The sequence below is a fragment of the Acidocella facilis ATCC 35904 genome, from assembly GCF_000687875.1.
GTDB classification, from domain to species: Bacteria; Pseudomonadota; Alphaproteobacteria; order Acetobacterales; family Acetobacteraceae; genus Acidocella; species Acidocella facilis.
In genome coordinates, this window is sequence record NZ_JHYG01000012.1 from 1 (window position 1) to 20,053 (window position 20,053).

20 protein-coding genes are annotated in these 20,053 nt (G+C 63.8%); 7 read left to right on the forward strand and 13 right to left on the reverse strand.

Features of this window, described 5'->3' with window-relative positions; translation table 11 throughout:
* Window positions 1-146: 146 nt before the first annotated feature.
* On the reverse strand, window positions 147-1,097 hold the full coding sequence (locus tag T331_RS0113645; RefSeq protein ID WP_026440420.1) for an IS5 family transposase: 951 nt from the start codon (window positions 1,095-1,097) through the stop codon (window positions 147-149).
* A gap of 213 nt (window positions 1,098-1,310) precedes the next feature.
* Between T331_RS0113645 and T331_RS20300 the strand changes: the two genes are divergently transcribed.
* Entirely contained in the window at window positions 1,311-1,571 is a 261-nt protein-coding gene (locus T331_RS20300; RefSeq protein ID WP_211248729.1) for a hypothetical protein, read from the forward strand.
* Between the two features lie 357 nt (window positions 1,572-1,928).
* Window positions 1,929-2,531: a hypothetical protein gene (locus T331_RS0113655; protein ID WP_155992722.1), complete on the forward strand. Its 603-nt coding sequence runs from the start codon at window positions 1,929-1,931 to the stop codon at window positions 2,529-2,531.
* Window positions 2,532-2,635: 104 nt separating this feature from the next.
* Here the strand turns inward: T331_RS0113655 and T331_RS0113660 are convergent, their stop codons facing one another.
* Together T331_RS0113660 and T331_RS0113665 are read right to left on the reverse strand one after the other, a co-directional pair.
* Window positions 2,636-3,376: a TlyA family RNA methyltransferase gene (locus T331_RS0113660; RefSeq protein ID WP_026440422.1), complete on the reverse strand. Its 741-nt coding sequence runs from the start codon at window positions 3,374-3,376 to the stop codon at window positions 2,636-2,638.
* Window positions 3,376-4,779 carry a helix-turn-helix domain-containing protein gene (locus T331_RS0113665; protein ID WP_026440423.1) on the reverse strand — a complete coding sequence of 468 codons (1,404 nt, stop codon included), beginning with the start codon at window positions 4,777-4,779 and terminating at the stop codon, window positions 3,376-3,378. Before T331_RS0113665 ends, T331_RS0113660 begins: the two co-directional genes overlap by 1 nt.
* A gap of 188 nt (window positions 4,780-4,967) precedes the next feature.
* Here T331_RS0113665 and T331_RS0113670 point away from each other — a divergent pair, with 188 nt between their 5' ends.
* Window positions 4,968-5,183 (forward strand): hypothetical protein, encoded by a 216-nt coding sequence (locus tag T331_RS0113670; protein WP_008493886.1) that lies wholly within the window; start codon window positions 4,968-4,970, stop codon window positions 5,181-5,183.
* Window positions 5,184-5,311: 128 nt separating this feature from the next.
* On the opposite strand, the gene T331_RS0113675 is transcribed toward T331_RS0113670, so the two are convergent.
* Window positions 5,312-6,376, reverse strand: coding sequence for an acyltransferase family protein (locus T331_RS0113675; RefSeq protein WP_081822261.1), 1,065 nt, complete (start codon window positions 6,374-6,376; stop codon window positions 5,312-5,314).
* Window positions 6,377-6,438: 62 nt separating this feature from the next.
* On the opposite strand from T331_RS0113675, the gene aat reads away from it, so the two are divergent.
* Both aat and T331_RS18425 read left to right on the forward strand, forming a co-directional pair.
* Window positions 6,439-7,104, forward strand: a complete 666-nt coding sequence (gene aat / locus T331_RS0113680) for a leucyl/phenylalanyl-tRNA--protein transferase (RefSeq protein ID WP_008493884.1) — start codon at window positions 6,439-6,441, stop codon at window positions 7,102-7,104.
* Window positions 7,101-7,682: a hypothetical protein gene (locus tag T331_RS18425; protein WP_051622383.1), complete on the forward strand. Its 582-nt coding sequence runs from the start codon at window positions 7,101-7,103 to the stop codon at window positions 7,680-7,682. Before aat ends, T331_RS18425 begins: the two co-directional genes overlap by 4 nt.
* 140 nt (window positions 7,683-7,822) lie before the next feature.
* Here the strand turns inward: T331_RS18425 and T331_RS0113690 are convergent, their stop codons facing one another.
* From T331_RS0113690 to T331_RS0113700, 3 genes are all read right to left on the reverse strand, one after another.
* Window positions 7,823-8,596: an ABC transporter permease gene (locus T331_RS0113690; RefSeq protein ID WP_026440426.1), complete on the reverse strand. Its 774-nt coding sequence runs from the start codon at window positions 8,594-8,596 to the stop codon at window positions 7,823-7,825.
* The gene (locus T331_RS0113695; RefSeq protein WP_026440427.1) at window positions 8,593-9,519 is read right to left on the reverse strand and encodes an ABC transporter ATP-binding protein; all 927 of its coding nucleotides are present in this window, start codon (window positions 9,517-9,519) and stop codon (window positions 8,593-8,595) included. The genes T331_RS0113690 and T331_RS0113695 overlap by 4 nt, the downstream gene beginning before the upstream one ends.
* Before the next feature lie 217 nt (window positions 9,520-9,736).
* Window positions 9,737-11,410, reverse strand: coding sequence for a thiamine pyrophosphate-binding protein (locus T331_RS0113700; protein ID WP_026440428.1), 1,674 nt, complete (start codon window positions 11,408-11,410; stop codon window positions 9,737-9,739).
* Between the two features lie 88 nt (window positions 11,411-11,498).
* Between T331_RS0113700 and T331_RS20000 the strand changes: the two genes are divergently transcribed.
* Together T331_RS20000 and T331_RS0113705 are read left to right on the forward strand one after the other, a co-directional pair.
* The gene (locus T331_RS20000) at window positions 11,499-11,639 is read left to right on the forward strand and encodes a hypothetical protein (protein WP_155992723.1); all 141 of its coding nucleotides are present in this window, start codon (window positions 11,499-11,501) and stop codon (window positions 11,637-11,639) included.
* 10 nt (window positions 11,640-11,649) lie between these two features.
* On the forward strand, window positions 11,650-13,224 hold the full coding sequence (locus tag T331_RS0113705) for an aldehyde dehydrogenase (NADP(+)) (RefSeq protein WP_026440429.1): 1,575 nt from the start codon (window positions 11,650-11,652) through the stop codon (window positions 13,222-13,224).
* Window positions 13,225-13,359: 135 nt separating this feature from the next.
* Here the strand turns inward: T331_RS0113705 and T331_RS0113710 are convergent, their stop codons facing one another.
* The 6 genes from T331_RS0113710 to T331_RS0113735 form a co-directional block, all read right to left on the reverse strand.
* Complete coding sequence (locus T331_RS0113710; RefSeq protein ID WP_008493878.1) at window positions 13,360-14,787, reverse strand: short-chain fatty acid transporter; 1,428 nt, start codon at window positions 14,785-14,787, stop codon at window positions 13,360-13,362.
* A gap of 284 nt (window positions 14,788-15,071) precedes the next feature.
* Window positions 15,072-16,118 carry an ABC transporter ATP-binding protein gene (locus tag T331_RS0113715; protein WP_026440430.1) on the reverse strand — a complete coding sequence of 349 codons (1,047 nt, stop codon included), beginning with the start codon at window positions 16,116-16,118 and terminating at the stop codon, window positions 15,072-15,074.
* A 3-nt stretch (window positions 16,119-16,121) separates the two neighbouring features.
* A complete protein-coding gene (locus T331_RS0113720; RefSeq protein WP_035180216.1) occupies window positions 16,122-16,934 on the reverse strand; it encodes a carbohydrate ABC transporter permease in 813 nt (270 codons plus the stop codon).
* A 7-nt stretch (window positions 16,935-16,941) separates the two neighbouring features.
* The gene (locus tag T331_RS0113725; RefSeq protein WP_026440432.1) at window positions 16,942-17,817 is read right to left on the reverse strand and encodes a carbohydrate ABC transporter permease; all 876 of its coding nucleotides are present in this window, start codon (window positions 17,815-17,817) and stop codon (window positions 16,942-16,944) included.
* Between the two features lie 3 nt (window positions 17,818-17,820).
* Window positions 17,821-18,558 (reverse strand): SDR family NAD(P)-dependent oxidoreductase, encoded by a 738-nt coding sequence (locus T331_RS0113730; protein ID WP_211248730.1) that lies wholly within the window; start codon window positions 18,556-18,558, stop codon window positions 17,821-17,823.
* Complete coding sequence (locus T331_RS0113735; RefSeq protein WP_026440434.1) at window positions 18,559-19,857, reverse strand: ABC transporter substrate-binding protein; 1,299 nt, start codon at window positions 19,855-19,857, stop codon at window positions 18,559-18,561.
* Window positions 19,858-20,053: the final 196 nt, after the last annotated feature.

Below are 20,053 nucleotides of genomic sequence, written 5' to 3' on the forward strand. Positions count from 1 at the left end.
TTAAGGCATCTCTGAATAAGGGTTGATTTTCAGGCCCGGCATTTTTGTCCGTTGGCGGAACGTCATTGGCGACGTCTTGGCTGATTGGTTTCGTTTGTATTGCCTGCTGAGGGCATTGAACCGCCGCATTTTTGCGGCTTGGCCAATCAGACGGGCATCAACTGTCTTCGGATCATGAACAAGTTGGCCAAAGAGCAGGCAACAAACAAGCGCTGGGCGTTCTTCTCCAGCCCTCGATAACGCAGCTTGGTGAACCCGAACACGCCCTTGATCACCGCGAAACAGTGCTCGACCTTGGCCCGCACCCGGGACTTGGTGCGGTTTCGCGCCTTTTGCGCCTCGTCCACCATGCCGCGATGCCGGTAGCGCCGGTTGGTGAAGTCCTTGGCGCGCGGGGCATGTTCGCGAATGACGTCGCGCTGGCCGCGGTAAGCCTGGTCGCCCCAGACGCGGGTTTCCTCGCCATGCAGCAGATCGCCCAGAACTGCGCTGTCATGCACGTTCGCCGCCGTTGCCACCACCGCGTGAATGATCTTGGTTTTGCTGTCCACGCCCACATGCGCCTTCATGCCGAAATACCATTGCTGTCCTTTGCGGGTCTGGTGCATCTCCGGATCGCGCCGGCCGGACGCATTCTTGGTCGAAGACGGTGCCGCGATAATCGTCGCGTCTACGATCGTGCCCGTGGATATCCTGATCCCGCGCGCTTCAAGGTGAGCATGAACCTGCTCAAACAGCACCCGCCCGAAATCGTGCACCTCCAGCAAGTGGCGGAATTTGCAGACCGTCGTCTCGTCGGGGACAGGCTCCTGACCCAGGTCAATACCAACAAAACGGCGCATCGAGGCCGATTCGTAAAGCGCTTCCTCAACCGCTGGGTCAGACAGGTTGAACCAATGCTGGAGAAAATGGATGCGCAACATCCGTCCAAGCCCAACAGGCCGGCGGCCCTTCCCGGCCTTCGGGTACACAGGCTCAATCAACGCGTAGAGATCGCCCCAGGGGATGACCTGCTCCATCTCCGCCAAAAATGCCGCACGCCGCGTCGTCTTGCCGTAACGCTCAAAGCCAACTCCGGCAAAGCTCGACTGACGCATGCAACCCTCTCCCCGCAAAAAAAATAGAGTGTAAGAAATGCCGCCGTTGCCCTTCAAGGTCACTTATTCAGAGGTGCCTTAAATGGCCAGTACGAAGGCAGAGCAACGGGCGAAACCTTTAATTATCAGGGCAAGACAGACATTCTGATAAAGTCAGAGGGAAGCAACATATTCGTCGCAGAGTGCAAGTTTTGGTATGGTGAAAAAGGCTTCTTGGAAACTGTCGATCAACTTCTTTCATACCTAAGTTGGCGAGACAGTAAATCAGCCATTTTAATTTTCAACAAGAACAAGCATTTCTCTAAGGTATTAGAGACTATCAAAACCGCATTAGAAAAGCACCCTCACAAAAAACGCGGCCCAAAAATCGAAAGCGATACAAGGGTTCGTTACGTAATGGGCCACCCAAATGACCATGCTCGGGAAATCTTTATGACTGTCATGGCTTTCGACATTCCTTCTCCAACACAATAGGTTGTTATATCATAACGTTAAATACTAGCACCACACGGAGGTCAGGTTATATCGGATTACAGGAGCGCTGGGCTTCAAGTTCCATGTGGAACATTCCAAGAACAAAACGCTCTCACCCCACCCGCCGGGCCCCAATAAGAAATTCCACATTCCCCTCCGGCCCTTTGATCGGGCTCGGCGTAATCCCCAGCACCTCCCAGCCCGGCAGCACCGTCTAGAAACGGGGACATCGCGGACGTGGCCTATTCCAAATGACGAGGCTACATAAATATACTCAATCCTGACGAGCTAAATATAGCTCAAGAGAGGCAAATCGGAAACTTGCCGCGAGAACGATCATGGAACGGATGCTTCACAATGCGGGTTAATTTGAAAAACTCTCTTTTTATTCTAGCTTTTTCCACAATCAGCCTTGCAACCGCCATGGCCGCCAGTACCTCCGTGCCGCCCCCGTCGGGGCAATGCGCGCATCTGGATCTGGACGCATCAAAGATTATCCCAAACACAATCTTTCCCGTAACGTTAAAGCCATATGGGGATGTTTGCTTTGTTGGCCATATCATCAATGATCCTCTTGGCGATGAGGGGATCAACCACCAAGCGCTGGATACAGCTTACATTGCCCTGAGCCTCTACCAGAACGGCAAAGACATCCACGACCTGACATGGCCAAACACGCCCGATTACGCCTGGAACACCCTCACGGCGGAGGTCAAATCAGTTGCCTTTCGCCGCCTGAGAGGCAGCAAATATACCGACATTATCGTCATCGGCGTATCAGGCGGCCCCAGTGGCCAGCCAATCTACCAGCCCCTCATCTACATCACGTCAAAAACCAAGATCACTTTTGATCAGACTTTGAGTGATCTCATGTCACAGGGCAATTACGCGACCATGCCGGCGCTATTAAAGGCAATCGACAGAGTTGGGGTGAAGCCACCGCCTGCCTCAGACGAATGAAACCTTCAACCGCAAACCCCTTCATAAACCACTGAAATCTAACGCGTTGTTATTTTAAACGCCAACCCATGTTCCACGTGGAACATTCCAAGAACAAAACGCTCTCACCCGACCCGCCTTGCCCCGATCAGAAATTCCACATTCCCCTCCGGCCCCTTGATCGGGCTCGGCGTAATCCCCAGCACCTCCCAGCCCGGCAGCGCGGAAAACCAGGCTTCGATCCGCGCGCAAACCTGCTCATGCACGGCCGGATCGCGCACCACCCCGCCTTTGCCCACCTGCTCCGGGCCGGCCTCGAATTGCGGTTTGATCAGCGCCACCGCGAAGGCGCCGGGCGCGCATAAGCCCAGCCCCGCCGGCAGCACCGTCTGCAGCCCGATAAAGCTGGCATCGCAGACAATCGCGCCGATCGGCTCCGGGATCTGTTCCGCGCTCAGATGCCGGGCATTGGTCTTCTCCATCACCACCACCCGCGGATCGGAGCGCAGCTTCCAGGCCAGCTGCCCATGCCCCACATCCACCGCGTAAACTTTTTCCGCCCCGTTGCTGAGCAGCACATCGGTAAACCCGCCGGTGGAGGCGCCGACATCCAGCCCGATCCGCCCGGCAGCCTCAAAGCCGAAATGCGCCAGCCCATGCGCCAGCTTCATGCCGCCGCGCGAAACCCAAGGGTGGTCCTGGCCTTTCACGGAAAGCTGCGCATCCTCCGGCAGCATATCCCCGGCCTTCGCCACCCGCGCCGTGCCGGCATAAACCAGCCCGGCCATAATCAAGGCCTGCGCCTTCGCCCGGCTCTCCACCAGCCCGCGCGCCACCAGCATCACATCCACACGCTGCTTGGCCATTATCTGCTGTCTCCGGGCATGGATTTGAAACGATAGGGGCTGGCGCTGGTGGTATCGGGGCTCAACGCCAGCCGGTGGGCGATCGGCGGGAAGGCGCGGGAGCGGCACTCCTGGCGCTCGCACAGCCGGCAGGACAGCCCGATCCCCACCGCCGCCCCGGCCAGGTCCAGCCCGTCGCCATAGACGATGCTGCGCGCATGCGACACATCGCACCCCATGGCGACCACCCGCACCGGCGGCGGCTCCCCCCAGCGTGCCGGGCGGCCGGTGATGGCGCGGGCGAAGCAGAGAAAGGTCTCGGTGGCGGAAAGCTGCGCCACCTGCACGCGGATGGCGCCGGGCGTGGCGAAGGCCGAATGCGCCACCCAACGCGGGCAGGTGCCGCCATAGCGCATGAACGGAAAGCCGGCAGCGGAAAACCGCTTGCTGACATTCCCCGCCGCATCCACCCGCAGAAAGAAAAACGGCACCCCGCGCTGCCCGGCCCGCTGCATGGAGGAAAGCCGCTGGCAGGCCTGCTCATAGGAAACCCCAAACCGCGCGGCCAGCCCGTCAACATCGTAGCGCAACGATTGCGCGGCTTCGAGAAACGACTCGTAGGGCATCATCAAGGCGGCGGCGATATAGTTCAGCAGCCCGATGCGCAGCAGCTCGGCGGCGTCGCGCGTCGTCGGCTCGGCGCGTTTGACGATCGCCTCCACCGGGGCGCGGGCTTCCAGCAGGGCGAGCTGAAAGGCCATCTGAAACCCCCGGCTCTCGCGCGGCAGATCCTCCGAGAGGGTGAGCATCCGATTGGCGGCGTCGAACACCCGCAAGCTACCCGGCAGCGGCCGCACCTGCACCACCAGCCCGTGCTGGCGCCGCAACCGCTCCGCCAGCGCGTGCGAGGAGCCAAAGCCCGCCACATCCAGCGTCTTGCCGATCGCCTCGGCGGCGTCCTCCAGCGCCGGGAAATGGTTTTCATGGGCGTGGAAGAAATCCCGCACCTCCTCATTGGGGAGCAAAATCTTGCGGCCAGATGGCAGGGTAATCCCCGTCCCCTCCTCTCGCGCCCCGGCAAGTGCGCGATGCAGCGCCAGGACGGCGCGGGCGGCATTCGGGGCGGCGGCGAGGGCCTGGAGCTCGCTTTCCGGCACCGCGTCCGCGCCCAATTGCGGGTCGGTGAAGACCTCGCGCAGCGCCACCTCGAACTCGCGCTCCTGGGTGCCGGAGAGGGCGGCGAGGTCCACTTTCAGCGTCTCGGTCAGCTTGAACAAAAGCGAGGCGGTGACGTTGCGCTGGTCATGCTCGACCAGGTTCAGATAGGAGGTTGAAATCCCCAGCTTCTGCGCAAGGCCTTGCTGGGTGAAGCCCTGCTCCATCCGCAGCCGCCGGATGGTCTTGCCGATCATCACTTTTGACATGTTTTACATTTTGCAAAAATTTACAGTAAAGTCACGCACAGATTTCGCCGGATCGGGCGAAAAACCGCTCGCGCAATCGCCGTGGTGTAAATAAATTCACTCTTACCTTCACTGGTCCGGCGACCTCTCCATGCACCTTCCAACGCCGGATTGGTGAAGGCTCTGCTCTCAACCCATGGAGTGTCACTATGCGTAACCAGATGAACCCCTGCTTCTCTCCCGACGGTCTCGGCGGGAACGGTGTGGTGGTGGCGCGTGACGCCCGCGCCAGCGGCCGCTCGCCCCAGCCCACCCCGACCCACCGCCGCGCGGAGACCAACCATGAGCACCATGCTGATTTTGACAATTACGATGATGGCCTGGTCCATGGCCATTTCTGGGCCATGTCTTCGACCGTCCGCTAGAGCGCTTTCAGGCTGACCGTAAACGGTCAGCGCGCTCTAGCTCTTTATTTTAACGAGCAACTTTATGACCCTGAATGATTCCAGTCAGGGTCATGTTGCTCTAAAAAACCATAAGAAAAACGCCAGGTTTAGGGATGGCAGGACGGCCCCCGGTTCCACCGCCGGGGGCCGTTTTTGCGCCGGCGCAGCCAGCGTTGCACCGGCTGGTCCAGCCAGAGCGTGGCCGCGGTGCACAGCGCGTAGATCATTAGAATAACCGCCAGCAGCGCCCAGGGCTGGGCTGCGCCGCCCAGCTGCAGCCGGCCTTTGCCCCAAGCCAGCAGCAGCGCCAGGATGACCATGTGCAGGATGTAGAGCGGGTAGGAGAGCTGCCCCAGCCCACGCGCCAGCCGGCCGGTGCGCAAGGCGCCGCGGCGCTCCAGCCCGGCCAGGGCCAGGATCACCGCACCAAAGCCGATCGCCGCGCAGCCGGCCTTCAGCGCCTTGTCCAGCGGCGCATCCCCAAACGAAACCAACGCCCCCGGCAGCGCGAAGGCGATGCCGAGCCCCAGCAGCGCCAGGCAGGCCGGCGGCTTCAGGCTGTGCCGATGATACAGCCACGCCGCCAGCAACCCGCCGAAAAACAGCAGATCCGTACTGGTGAACAGCCCGCCCGCCGCAGGCGCGCCCAGCGCCGCCGGCCAGGCCAGCCGGGCCAGGATCGCCAACGCCCAGACCCCCAGCACCCAGCACGCCAGCCCCGGCAGCAGGCAGAGGCCGAACAGCAGGTAGAAGCCGATTTCGTAACGCAGCGTCCAGGCCGGGGCGACCCATTCATCATGCGCCCCAGGCCAGAGCGTGATCAGCGGCGCCAGCAAGGCCGGGCGCAGGGCGGCGTGCCAGAGCAGCATCGCCCCCGCCAGCGCCAGCCAATAGACGGGGTAGATGCGGCAGGCCCGGCGCCACCAGAAGCGCAGCGTGGCATAAGGCCGGCCAAAATCGTCGCGATGCGCGTGCAGCATGACAAAGCCGCTGAGCACGAAGAAATACTGGATGGCCGGCAGCGGCAGCAACGCCAGCAGGCCGGAGGCCGGGCGCGGGTGTGCGCTGAGCTGGCCGACCGCCCAGCTGGCATGGAACAGGGCGACGACAGATGCGGCGATGAAGCGCCCCAGCTCCAATGTTCCCAGTTTGGCGCGAGCTTGTTGCGGCACGCCTTTGGCTACACAGCATTTGCCCGCTTGGCAAACCGCCCGCTTGGGTGTGAAATCCCGCCATGTCCGCCCGGCCCTTTCTGCTCACACCGGATCTGCTGCTCCGCGCCTACCGGCTCGGGCTGTTTCCGATGGCGGAATCGCGCGAGAGCCGGACTTTGCATTGGCTGGACCCGGATGCGCGCGGGGTGCTGCCGCTGCATGGGTTTCACATCTCCCACAGCCTGATGAAGACGCTGCGCGGCAACCGCTTCACCGTTACCGCCGATGCGGATTTCGCCGGCACCATCGCCGCCTGCGCGGCGTCGCGCGAAAACCGGCCAGAGACCTGGATCAATCACGAGATCGAGACCCTGTTCACCGCGCTGTTCCGGCTGGGCTTCGCGCATAGTGTCGAAACCTGGGAGGATGGCAGGCTGGTCGGCGGGCTGTATGGCGCGGCGCTGGGCGGGGCGTTTTTCGGCGAGAGCATGTTCTCCACCGCGACGGATGCCTCCAAGGTGGCGCTGGCGCATCTGGTGGCGCGGCTGCGCCTGGGCGGTTATGTGCTGCTGGATACGCAATTCATCACCAGCCATCTCGCCCGCTTCGGCGCGCATGAGGTGCCGCGCGCGCGCTATCACGCGCTGCTGGCGGAGGCGCTGGAGCATCCCGCCCGGTTTCCAGACCGCCCCGATCCCGCCGCATTGCTGCGCGAGTTTGAGGCCATCCGAAAAGAGGTTCCATGAAATATCTGCTTCTCGCCGCCTGCGCGGCCCTGATTCCCGGCCTCGCCGCCGCCGCCCCGGCCTTTCTGCCGACGCGCGATGTGCAGGTGGATTACACCCTCTCAGGCACCGGCCAGGCGCCGCAGAATTACCAGCTCAGCTACAACGCCCAGCACCAGCTGGCGCGGGTGGACAGCCCGAACGGGTTTTTCGTGCTGGCGGATCTGCCGCGCGGCGAGGCGAAGCTGGTGGTGCCGGCCTTGCACGCCATTGTCAGCGCGCCGGATTTTTCGGCGCTGACCGCCGAGATCAGCCAGGCGGACGGGGCGAATTTCAGCCCGCTGGGGCAAGGGCATTATGCCGGGCTGGAATGCCGGAATTATCTGGTGACGGACCAGCACGGTTCCGCCACGGCGTGCCTGACGCGCGATGGGGTGGTTCTGCATTTTGTCGGGCATGATGCGCATGGCGGGGCGGATGTGACCGCGACCTCGGTGAATTTCGGGCCGCAGCCAGCGGACGGGTTTGTGCCGCCGCCCGGCTTCGCGCCGCTGAACTTGCCGCCGGGGGCGGTGGCGGCGCTGCTGCAGCAGCATTAGTTGTAAAAGTTTTTGGTGCCGGTTTTTTCAAAAAGCGGCGAAAAACGTTTGGGGTGGTGGCAACGCCGTCGTCACCACCCCAAACGTTTCTGGGGACTCTTTGAAAAAAGTCCCCAGACCCCCAAAAACTTTTATTAACTTTACGGCTTCAGCCGGTAGCCGGTGCGGAAAATCCACCAGATCGCCGCCAGGCACGCCGCCATGAAGCCCAGCGTGCAGGCCAGGCTGGTCATCACCCTTACATCCGCCGCGCCATAGAAGCTCCACCGAAACCCGCTGATCAGATACACCACCGGATTGAACAGATTGAGCGTGCGCCAGGGTTCGGGCAGCATGTCGATGGAATAGAAGGCCCCACCCAGGAAGGTGAGCGGGGTGACGATGATGGCGGGGATGATCGAGAGCTGTTCGAAATTGCGCGCCCAGATGCCGATGATGAAGCCGAACAGGCTGAAGGTGATCGAGGTGAGCAGCATGAACGCCACCATCCAGACCGGATGCAGGATTTGCAGCTTGATGAAAAAGCTCGCGGTGATCAGGATGATCAGCCCCAGCAGCACGGATTTCGTCGCCGCGGCGCCGACATAGGCCGTCACCGTCTCGAAGGCCGAAAGCGGGGCCGAGAGGATTTCGAAAATCGCCTTGGTGAAGATCGGGAAATAGAAGCCGACCGAGGCGTTGGAGATGCTCTGCGTCAGCAGCGTCAGCATGATCAGGCCGGGGACGATGAAGGCGCCATAGCCCACACCCTGCACGCTGTGCATATGCGAGCCCACCGCCCCGCCGAAGACGACGAAATACAGGATGGTGGTGATTACCGGGGTGGCGATGCTCTGCCAGAAGGTGCGGCGCATGCGCGCCATCTCGGCGCGATAGACTGTCCAAACGCCACGGGGGTTGAAGCGGGCATTCATGCTTTCTGCTCCACCAGAGTCAGGAAAATATCTTCAAGCGAGCTGCGGCCGGTTTCCAGATCGGTGAAATCCAGCCCCAGCTCGCCGAGGGCGCGCAGCAGATCCTGCACGCCGTTCTCGGTCGTGTTCGCGTCGAAATGATAGACCAGACAGCGCCCATCCTCCGCCAGCTCCAAATTCCAGCGGCTCAGGCTTGCGGGGATCTCGGCCAGAGGCCGCGCCAGCTCCAGCCTCAGCCGGCGCTTGCCGAAGCGGTGCATCAAGGCGGCGGTCTGCTCGACCAGAAGCAGCTTGCCATCGGCGATGACGCCGACCCGGTCCGCCATCTCCTCGGCTTCCTGGATGTAATGGGTGGTGAGAATGATGGTGACACCGCGCTGGCGCAGGCTGCGCACCAGCACCCACATGTCGCGGCGCAGATTCACATCCACCCCCGCCGTCGGCTCGTCCAGGAACAGCAGCTTGGGCTCATGCGCCAGCGCCTTGGCGATCATCACCCGGCGCTTCATGCCGCCGGAGAGCTCCAGGATGCGGGCATGGCGCTTGTCCCACAGCGTCAGGTCGCGCAGCAGCGTCTCGATGAAGCCGTTATCCGGCTTCAGCCCGAACAGGCCGCGGCTGAAGCGCACCGTGTCCCAGACCGTGGCGAAAATCTCCAGCGAGATATCCTGCGGCACCAGCCCGATGGCCGAGCGGGCGGCGCGGTACTCGCGGTTGATCTCGTGCCCGTCGATCCGCACCTCGCCGGCGCTGGCGCGCACCAGCCCGCAAATGATGCTGATCAGCGTCGTCTTGCCGGCGCCGTTGGGGCCGAGCAGGGCGAAAATCTCGCCCTTGGCGATGTCGAGATCGACCCCGTCCAAGGCGACGAACCCGGTATCGTAGGCCTTGCGCAGCCCCGAGACGGTGATGATGGATGACATGCGGCTCCCCGTTAGAGCAACATCCGGTCAAACGGAATCGTTTGATCGGATAAAGTTGCTCGCTAAACCAAAGCTGAGAGCATCAAGCTCAAGGCTTGATGCTCTCAGGCCGCGCCGATGGGTGACGCGGCGCCGTTTATATAGGGTGGCGCCGTCCATAAACACCCCGCATCGCGCAAACCCGGCCGGGGCGATGGGGGGCCGTTGGCCCCGAAATTTAAGCCAGGCGGGCCGTGGGGGTGATCTGCTTCGGGTCGGTGCGCAGCTCGATCAGCGCCGGCTTGCCGGCGGCCAGGGCCCGCGCGAAGGCGGCGGGGAAGGCGTCGGTTGCCTCCACCAGCTCGGCATGCGCGCCATAAGCCTTCGCCAGCGCCACGAAATCCGGGTTGTGCAGATCGGTGGCGCTGACGCGGCCGGGATATTCGCGCTCCTGATGCATGCGGATGGTGCCCAGCATGTTGTTGTTCACCAGCAGCACGATCAGCGGGGCGTTGAACTGCACCGCCGTCGCCAGCTCCTGCGCGTACATCATGAAGCAGCCATCGCCGGCGACACAGATGGAGATGCGGTCGCGGTCCTGCAGCTTCGCCGCCACCGCGGCGGGGAAGCCATAGCCCATGGCGCCGTTGGTGGGGGCCAGCGCCGTGCGCGGCTGCCGGTAGCGGTAATAGCGATGCACCCAGACGGTATAATTGCCCGCCCCGTTGGCGATGGTGGCGTTATCCGGCAGCGTTTGGTTGAGATGGCCGATCACCTGCGCCAGATCCACACCCTGGATCTCCGGATTGGGCTGCGGGGTGGAATGGGCGCGGTAATCCGCGTTCGCGGCCTGGGTCCAGCCCCCCCAGGGCACGCTGGCCGGGGCGGGCAATTCCGCCAGCGCCTTCGCCGCCAGGGAGAGCCCGGCCAGCACCGGCAGCTCCGCCTGATAGACCCGGCCCAGCTCCTGCGGGTCCGGATGGATATGAATCATTGGCTGCGCGGGCTTGGGGGATTGGATCAGCGTATAGCCGGCGGAGACCGTCTCCGAGAGGCGCGAGCCGATGACCAGCAGCAGATCGCTCTCCTGCACCCGCCTGGTGAGGGCCGGCGCGGTGCCGAGGCCGAGCTGGCCGGCATAATGCGGGTCGCGATTATCGAACAGATCCTGCCGGCGGAAAGAGGCAGCGACCGGCAGGTTGAACTTGTCCACGAAACGGGCGAGGGCCTTGCTGCCGGCCTCGTCCCAGCCGGTGCCGCCCAGGATCACCAGCGGTTGCTTCGCCTTGGCCAGCATCGCGCCGATCTCGGCGATCGCCGCCGCATCCAGGGCGGCATGGGCGATGCGCACGGCGGGCGCCGGGGACACGGCGGCGCTGGCAAACATCACATCCTCCGGCAGCGCCACCACCACCGGGCCGGGACGGCCGGACATCGCCACCGCGAAGGCGCGGGAGACGATTTCGGGGATGCGCGCGGCATCGTCGATCTCGGTGACCCATTTGGCCACTTCGCCGCCGAACATCTGGCGGTAATCCATTTCCTGGAAGCCCTCGCGGCCCATCGCGGCGCGCTCCACCTGGCCGATGAACAGGATCATCGGGGTGGAATCCTGCCGTGCGGTATGCACGCCATTGGCGGCATGGGTCGCACCTGGGCCACGGGTGACGAAGCAGATGCCCGGCCGGCCGGTCAGCTTGCCATAGGCGTCCGCCATGTTGGAGGCGGCACCCTCATGCCGGGTGACGATGGTGCGGATCTGGGGCGTGTCATAAAGCGCGTCCAGCACCGGCAGATAGCTCTCGCCCGGCACGCAATAGACCGTATCGACGCCATTGCGCCGCAGCGCATCGACCAGGATGAAGCCGCCATTGCGGGCCTGAATGGGCTGGGGGGTGAGGGTGTCAGGCATCGCGCTTCGCTCCGGTTCGGGGTGAGATCGCGGCCGCCGCGCGGGCCGCGAGGAAAGACATGATGCGGACAGACGGCGCATGCCGCGAATGGCGACCATTCAAACCAGCTATGAGCATAATGACAACCACAAGAAAACAGTCTTTTGCGCGGCGTTTTTGCGGGGTGTCGCCATGGCGCGCCCGATCAAAATTGGTTATAATCAATTACAAATTTTTAGACAACATTGAGGAACATGGCATGGAACTGACCGGCGACTTACTGATCGGCGCGACCACCGCGCGCGGCACGGCACAGAGCTTCTCCGGGGTGGATGCCAGCAGCGGCGCGGTGCTGGCGCCCGCTTATGGCGGTGCCACGCCAGAGGATGTGGCCCGCGCCTGCGCGCTGGCGCAAGCGGCCTTCGCCCCCTACCGTGCCACCAGCCCGCAAGCCCGCGCCGCGTTTCTGGAGCTGGCGGCGGCGAAGATCGACGCGCTGGGCGATACGCTGACGGACCGCGCCTGCGCCGAGACCGGCCTGCCGCGGGCGCGCATCGAGGGCGAGCGCGGCCGCACCGTCGGCCAGCTGCGGCTCTTCGCCAAGGAGGTGCTGGAGGGCGGCTGGCAGGATGTGCGGATCGACCCGGCTCTGCCCGAGCGCAAGCCGCTGCCCCGGCCGGATCTACGGTTGCGGATGATCCCGCTTGGGCCGGTGGCGGTGTTCGGCGCCTCCAATTTCCCGCTGGCCTTCTCGGTGGCGGGAGGTGACACCGCCTCGGCTCTGGCCGCCGGCTGCCCGGTGGTGGTGAAGGCGCATCCGGCGCATCCCGGCACCTCGGAGCTGGTCGGCCGCGCCATCCAGGCGGCGGTGAAGGAGGCCGGGCTGCATGAGGGCGTGTTCTCGCTGCTGTTCGGCGTCGGCGATGCGCTGGGCCAGGCGCTGGTGAGCGATGCGCGGATCAAGGCGGTGGGCTTCACCGGCTCGCGCGGCGGCGGGCTGGCTTTGGGCAAGCTGGCGGCGGCGCGCCAGGAGCCGATCCCGGTTTACGCGGAGATGAGCAGCATCAACCCCGTGCTGCTCCTCCCCGGCGCGCTGGCGGCCAATGGCGCGGCGCTGGGCAGTGCCTTTGCCGGCTCGCTAACCATGGGGGCGGGGCAGTTCTGCACCAATCCCGGCCTGCTGCTGGCCACCCCCGGGCCCGGTCTGGAGGATTTCGTGGCCGCCGCCAGCGCCGCCATCAACGCCGCCCCGGCCGCGACCATGCTGCATAAGGGCATTCTGGCGGCGTATGAAAAAGGCGTCGCCCATCATGCGGCGACGGCGGGGGTGGAGCGGCTCGCCGCCGGGCAGACCGGCGCCAATGCCGCGCAGCCGGTGTTCTTCCGCACCAAGGCGGAAAATTTCATCGCCAACCCCAACCTCGCCGACGAGATTTTCGGCGCCGCCGGGTTGCTGGTGGAAGGGACGGATGATGAGGCGCTGGCGGCTTTGCTGCGCGGGCTGGAAGGCCAGCTCACCATCACCGTGCACATGACCGAGGCGGACGAGGCTTTGTTCGCCAGGCTGCTGCCGCTGCTGGAGGAAAAAGCTGGGCGGATTCTGGTGAATGGCTGGCCGACCGGGGTGGAGGTCTGCCACGCCATGGTGCATGGCGGGCCCTTCCCCGCCACCTCGGACGCGCGCACCACCTCCGTCGGCACGCTGGCGATCCGGCGGTTCCTACGGCCGGTCTGTTATCAGAATGTCGCGGAAAAGCTGCTGCCGGAAGCGGTGCGGGATGCGAATCCGTACGGGATCGCGCGGCGGATGGATGGCACGCTGACGCTGGCGTAAAAAGTTTTTTGGTGCCGCTTTTTTTCAAAAAAGCGGCGAAAACGTCTGGGGTGGTGGCAGAGACGTTGCCACCACCCCAGACGTTCGTGGGAACTTTTTGAAAAAAGTTCCCACAACCTCAAAAACTTTTGAGACTTAAGGCATCATTGGCGGCACGAAGGTCAGCGTCTGCGCGAACAGCCAGAGCATGAACAGCACCAGCGGCACATGCACGATCAGCTGCAGGAAGGTGAAGCCGACAATGTCCCGCGCCTTCAAGGACAGCACGCCCAGCAGCGGCAGCATCCAGAACGGGTTGATCAGGTTCGGCAGCGCCTCCGCGGCGTTATAGACCTGCACCGCCCAGCCCAGATGCACCTTCAGATCCGCCGCCGCCTTCATCACATAGGGCGCCTCGATGATCCATTTGCCGCCGCCCGAGGGCACGAAGAAGCCGAGAATGGCGGAGTAGGCGCCCATCACCACTGGGAAGGAGCCCGTGGTCGTCGCCGCCACGAAGCCATGCGCGATCAGCTCGGCCAGGCTATGCCCGCCGGCCCCCTTGGCGGTGGTCATGATCGCGGCGATGGCGCCGTAAAGCGGGAACTGGATCAGCACCCCGGTCGTCGCCGGCACCGCTTTCGCCACCGCGTTGAGGAAAGCTTTCGGGCGCCAATGCAGCAGCAGCCCGGCCATCAGGAAGATCAGGTTATAGGTGTTGAGATTGGCGATGGCATTGGCGCCATGGGCGGCGAATTGCTGCCAGCCCCAGCCGGCGGCCATCAGCACCACCAGAATGGTGATCAGAGGTGAATATTCCAGCCACTCGCCCGGCCGGGTGCGCGGCGGCAGCACCGGCACCGCGAGCCCCGGCTCGATGCCCAGCTGCTCGGCGGTGACGGCCTTGTCGCCGGTCGGGGTGGAGAAACGGCAGATCAGCACCGAGACCACCACCAGCACCGCCGCCATGGTCATTGACTGCCAGAGGAAGATGGTCTGGGTGAAGGGCAGCACGCCGGTGATCGCCAGCAGCGGCTTCGGCAGGCTGGCCGGGTTGGCCTGCAGCTGCGCCGCCGAGGAGGTGAGGCCCAGCGCCCAGGTCGCGCCCAGGCCGAGATAGCCCGCCGCCCCCGCGGCGCGATAATCCATCCGCAAATCGCCGCGGGCCGCCATCGCCCGCGCCAGCAGCCCGCTGAACACCAGGCTGAGGCCCCAATTGAGGAAGGAGGTGCCCATGCTGATGAAGGCGATGAAGGCCACCGCCCCCGGCCCGCTGCGCGGCAGGCTGGCCAGCCAGTTGATCAGCCGCGCCGCCGGGGCGGAGGTGGCGATGACGTAGCCGGTGATGACGATGAACGCCATCTGCATCGAGAACACGATGAAGCTCCAGAACCCGTCGCCAAAAGCCCCTACCACCGCCACCGGCTTGGCGCCGATCAGCAATGCCGCGCCGGCCACCACGATCAACGCCAGCGCGGCGAAGATATAAGCGTCCGGAAACCAATATTCCGCCCAGCTGGTGAAGCGCAGGGCGAGGCTGGCGGCCAGCCCCGTGCGTTGTGTCTCGTCTTTGCTCGCGCTCATCTTTATCCCGTTCTTTGTTATCGTTCAGTCCCCAGACGGCAGGCGCTTTTTGCGGCGCCGGCCGGCGCTCTATACGCGCGGATCGCGGCGTTTAGATCACGCGCGCCGCACCGCCCTATATATGAACACCCGGCCGCACGCCGTCACCAGCCCCTCTGTCTCCGGCATATTGGGCTTGAAACCGCCGGTCAGATCAAGATGCGCGCCAGGGTGCGGCCCATCCACCCGGATTGGCCGTTCACGAGGATGCTGAGTTTTATGGCGAAGGGGGGGGGAAGGCGCGCTCAGCCGAGCCGCACGCCGCTCTCGGGATCGAACAGGAAGGCCTTGCCGGGGGCGACACCCAGCCGCAGCGTCTCGCCCATTTGCGGCCTGGTATCCGGCGCCACCCGGGCAATGCAGCGCACCGCGCCGACGTTGAAATGCACCAGCGTATCCGCCCCCAGCGGCTCGACCAGCAGGATTTGCGCCGCCAGCCCGCCCTCACCCGCCGGCTCGAAATGCTCCGGGCGGATGCCCAGCACCGCCGGGCCGCGCCGCGTGGTGAGCACCGGCAATAATGTGCCATCCTCCAGCCGCGCGCCGCCCGCCTCCAGCGTCACCGGCAGGAAATTCATCGAAGGCGAGCCGATGAAACCGGCGACGAAGCGGTTGGCGGGGGTGCTGTAGATCTGCTCAGGCGTGCCGACCTGCTGGATGACGCCGCCGCGCAGCACCACGATGCGGTCCGCCATCGTCATCGCTTCCACCTGGTCGTGGGTGACGAAGACCATGGTGGTTTGCAGACGCTGTGACAGCGCCTTGATCTCGCCGCGCACCTGGCCGCGCAGCTGGGCGTCGAGATTGGAGAGCGGCTCGTCGAACAGAAAGACCTGCGGGTCGCGCACCACGGCGCGGCCCATGGCGACACGCTGGCGCTGCCCGCCGGAGAGATCGCGCGGGCGGCGCTTGAGCAACGGCTCGATCTCCAGCATCCGCGCCGCCGCCAGCACCCGCGTTTCGATATCCGCCTTCGCCGCGTGGCGCATTTCCAGCCCGAAGGCCATGTTCTGATAGACCGTCATATGCGGGTAGAGCGCGTAATCCTGGAACACCATGGCGATGTCGCGCTGCGCCGGGGTGAGGTCGTTCACCCGGCGATCGCCGATGAACAGATCGCCCTCGGTGATCGGCTCCAGCCCGGCGATGATGCGCAGCAGCGTGGATTTGCCGCAGCCCGAGGGGCCGACAAACACCATGAATTCATGATCGTTGATTTCGAGATCCAGCGAGGGGATCACATCATGCGTGCCGAACCGCTTGCGCAGACCCTGCAATCTTACCGAAGCCATGCCTTACCCCTTCACTGCGCCAAGAGTGAGCCCCGCGACCAGCCAGCGCTGCACGGCGATGGCGAGCACCAGAGGCGGCAGCGCGATCAATGTCGCCGCCGCCATCAGCCCGCCCCAATCGGTCGAGCCCTCGCCGATATAGTTGAACGCCGCCACCACCAGCGGCTTGGTGCCTTCATCCGAGAGCACCAGCGCGAACAGGAAATAATTCCAGGAAAATACGAAGCCGAGAATGGTGGCGATGACCAGACCGGACGAGACCAAAGGCAGCGCCACCCGCCAGAGGCTGCGCAGCACCCCGCACCCATCCACCAGCGCCGCCTCCAGAATGCTGCGCGGAATTGCATCGAAAGCCGGCAGCAGCACCCAGATCACGATCGGCAAGGTGATCGCCGCTTGCGTGAGGATCAACGCCGCGTAGGTGCCAACCAGCCCCAGTGCCTTGAACACCACATACCAGGGCACCAGGAACAAGGTGCCCGGCGCCATGCGCGCGGAGAGCGTCACCAAAGCCGGCCAGCTGGAGCGCGTGACCGAGGCCGCGTAGGCGGCAGGGATGCCCAGCGCCAGCCCCAAGATCGTCGAAGCGCCGCTTTCGATCAGCGAATTGCGCGCATAGGCGAAAAAAGGCGTGGTCTCCAGCAGATGGGTGTAATTCTCCAGCGTCGGCTTGAACAGGAAGCTCGGCGGGTAGGCGGTGACATCGGCCGAGGATTTCAGTGAGGACATCACCATCCAGACGATCGGAAACAGGATGCCCAGCGCCACCACGACCAGCTGCGCCACCACCAATATATGCAGGATGCGCTTGTTCATCGCCGCCTCACCACGCCACGGCTTTGCGCAGCCGGTTGAGCGACAGCACCACGCCGAACACCATCGCCGTCAACGTCACCGCCAAAGCGCTGGCATAGCCGAACTGGAACAGCTCAAAGCCGATATGGAAGCCGAGCACGTTCAACGTATCGGAGGCATCCAGCGGGCCGCCCTGGGTGGTGACATAGATGATGTCGAAGAACCGCAAGAGATCGACGCTGCGCAAGATCGCCGCCGTCATCAGCGTCGGCAGCAAAAGCGGCAAGGTGATGCGCCAGAATACCAGATGCGCCGGCGCGCCGTCGATCTTCGCCGCCTCATAGACGCTGGGCGGCAGCGATTGCAGCCCGCCGAGGACAATCAGCGCCACGAACGGCGTCCATTGCCAGGTATCGATCAGCGCGATGGTCGGGATCACCCATTGCGGCGAAGCGAGCCAGGCGGAGGGCGGCAGGCCGAACAGGCTGAGAATCCAGTTCGCCGCCCCCAGCGACGGATCGAGAATGACCAGGAACATCATGCCGACCACGACCGGCGGCACCATGAAGGGCGAGATCAGGATCGAGCGCAGGATGGCGGGCATGCGGCGGGCGTGGAACAGCAGCAGCGCCAGATAGGTGCCGGCGATGAGCTGCAACGCCAGTGACAAAAGATACAGCGCCAGGCTGACCTCGATGCTGTTCCAGAAACTGCCCGAATGGAAAAGCTGCGCGTAATTGGCGAGGCCGGCGAATTGCGTGGCATGGCCCAGCGGCGCGCTGCGGAAGCTCAGCCAGATCGTATAGCCGACCGGAAACACCACCATCAACGCGGTGAAAAACACCGCCGGCAGCGAGAGCAGAGCGATGGCGCCGCGCTGGCGCGAGGAAGCGGACAAGCTCATGCCTCACCCCGCCAGAAAGCCGCCATCCGCATTCACCACCGTGCCGGTGATGTAGGCGGAAGCGGGCATGCAGAGAAACGCGACGGCGCCGGCCACATCCTCCGGCTGGCCCCAGCGCTTGAAGGCGGTGCGTTCGGCGATGCGCTGATAATGCGCTTTATCCTTGCGGCCTTCAGCATTGAGCGTGGTTTCGATATAGCCCGGGGCGACGGCATTCACCCTGATCCCCTCTTCGGCCCAGGCCAGCGCCAGCGCCTTGGTCAACATCACCACCCCGCCCTTGCTCGCACAATAGGCGGGCAGGCGCGGCAGTGCGGCAAACGCATTCATCGAGGCGATATTGACGATGCTGCCACGCTGTTTTGCCAACCCGTCGCGAAAGGCGCTGCACACACGGAAGCTGCCGGTAAGGTTCACATCCAGCACCTGCTGGAACACCGCGACATCGAATTCCAGATCCCGCTTGAGTATTCCGGCGCAATTCACCACCGCATCGATGCGCGTGAAGCCCTTGGCAAAATCCCGCACCGCCGCATCGTCGGTCACGTCCAGCACCGCCAGACGCAGCCGCTCATGCGCGGGAAGCGAGGTGGCGCTGATAGCCGCCTCATTCACCCCGGTCGCGGTAACGCGAGCCCCAAGCTCAAGAAACTGCGCCGAGATCGCCGCGCCGATGTCGCCGCACCCGCCAATGACGGCGACATGAAACCCATCACCCAGGGCAAAGGAGGAGGACAGCACTTATTTTTTGTCTTTCGCGATCAGCGCGTTCAACGACTGATCGGCCGGGGCACAGGCGGCATCCGGCTTGTCGGAGCCGACAATCACCTTGTCCACGGCCTCGCCGATATATTGCCGGGATTCTGGATTATCGGTGATCGGGTAGCCGACATTGGAGGTGCCGGTATTGGCGAGCTGGTTAACCGCATTCTGCCAGACCTGCCGAACGGGTGCGGCAGCCAGCCAGGCTTTCACCTGCGGATCCTGCGCGATGGCGGGGCGCGGCGCGGCGATGCCGGCGATCTCGTCCTTGGCCTGAATGGCCGGGCTGGTCGCCCATTGGATCAGATACCAGGCGGCGCCTTTGTGGGTGCTGTAAGGCGACATCGCCAAACCCCAGGCGATGGCGGTGGGGTGCGAGCCGCCCGGCCCCGGCGGCAGCAGCGCGATACCGGTATCGTTCAGCCGCGCCCCACCCTGCATCACATCCGAAAGTTCGTTTGAGGACTCAAACGCCATCGCGGCGCGGCCATCGCGATAGAGCGAGGAGATCTGGTAGAAGCTGTAATTGACCACGCCGAGCGGGCCGTAATGTTTCTGCAGATCGCCATAGAGCGACAGCGCCGAAAGCCCGGCCGGGCTGCACAGGCCGGATTTGCCGTTTTCGATATAATGCCCACCCATATTGTGGAAGAACACGCTGTAGGTATAGGCCAGCGCATCACGCAAGCCGCGTGAGACGAAGGGCGTGGTGGCGGCATTGCATTTTTTCAGCGCCTTGGCGGTGTCCAGCATGCCGGAGAGGCTGGCCGGCACGGTGAGATTGCATTTTTTGAAAATATCCGTGCGATAATACAGCACCGGGCCTTCAATGTTCATCGGGATGCTGGTCAGCTTGCCATCGAAGGTCGCGGCTTTCAGCAAAGCCGGGCTCAAGCCGGCGAAATCATAGTCGGGGCTTGCATCCTTGGTCATCGGCGCCAGATCCGTGTACCAGCCCGCGCCGGAGAATTGCTGGCCTTCGCGCGAGGGCAGCGTCATGAACACATCCACCTGGGAGCTGTTGGAGTCCAGCACCGTCACCAGGCGCTGGCGCATCTGCTGCTCGGTGAAGATATCGACCTTGACGTTGATCCCTGTCAGCTTCTCAAACGCCGCGACATTATTGGCGATGACCTGGCCGATCGGGTTATTATCGACCAGCACATCCAGCGTCTGGCCTTTATATTTCTGCCAGTCGAACCCGGCGGCGTGGGCGCCGAGGGGCAAGGACAAGGCGAGTGCCGCCGCTGAAACCCGCTTCACGAGCCGAGCAACCATGGTCTGTTTCTCCCAACAGAGTGCAAACGTTCAGTCTATTGACCTGTCGTATGGCTTTTAGTATGACATAGAGCTAACGCCTCCGCGCCGCCTTGTCAAACCGGCATCGGTCAGAAGGCGCGATAAAATGGAAACCCCAAGCAAACGCCTCAAAGGAGCAGATCCGAATGTCCGGCAGCCCCCCCCGCCCTGACGC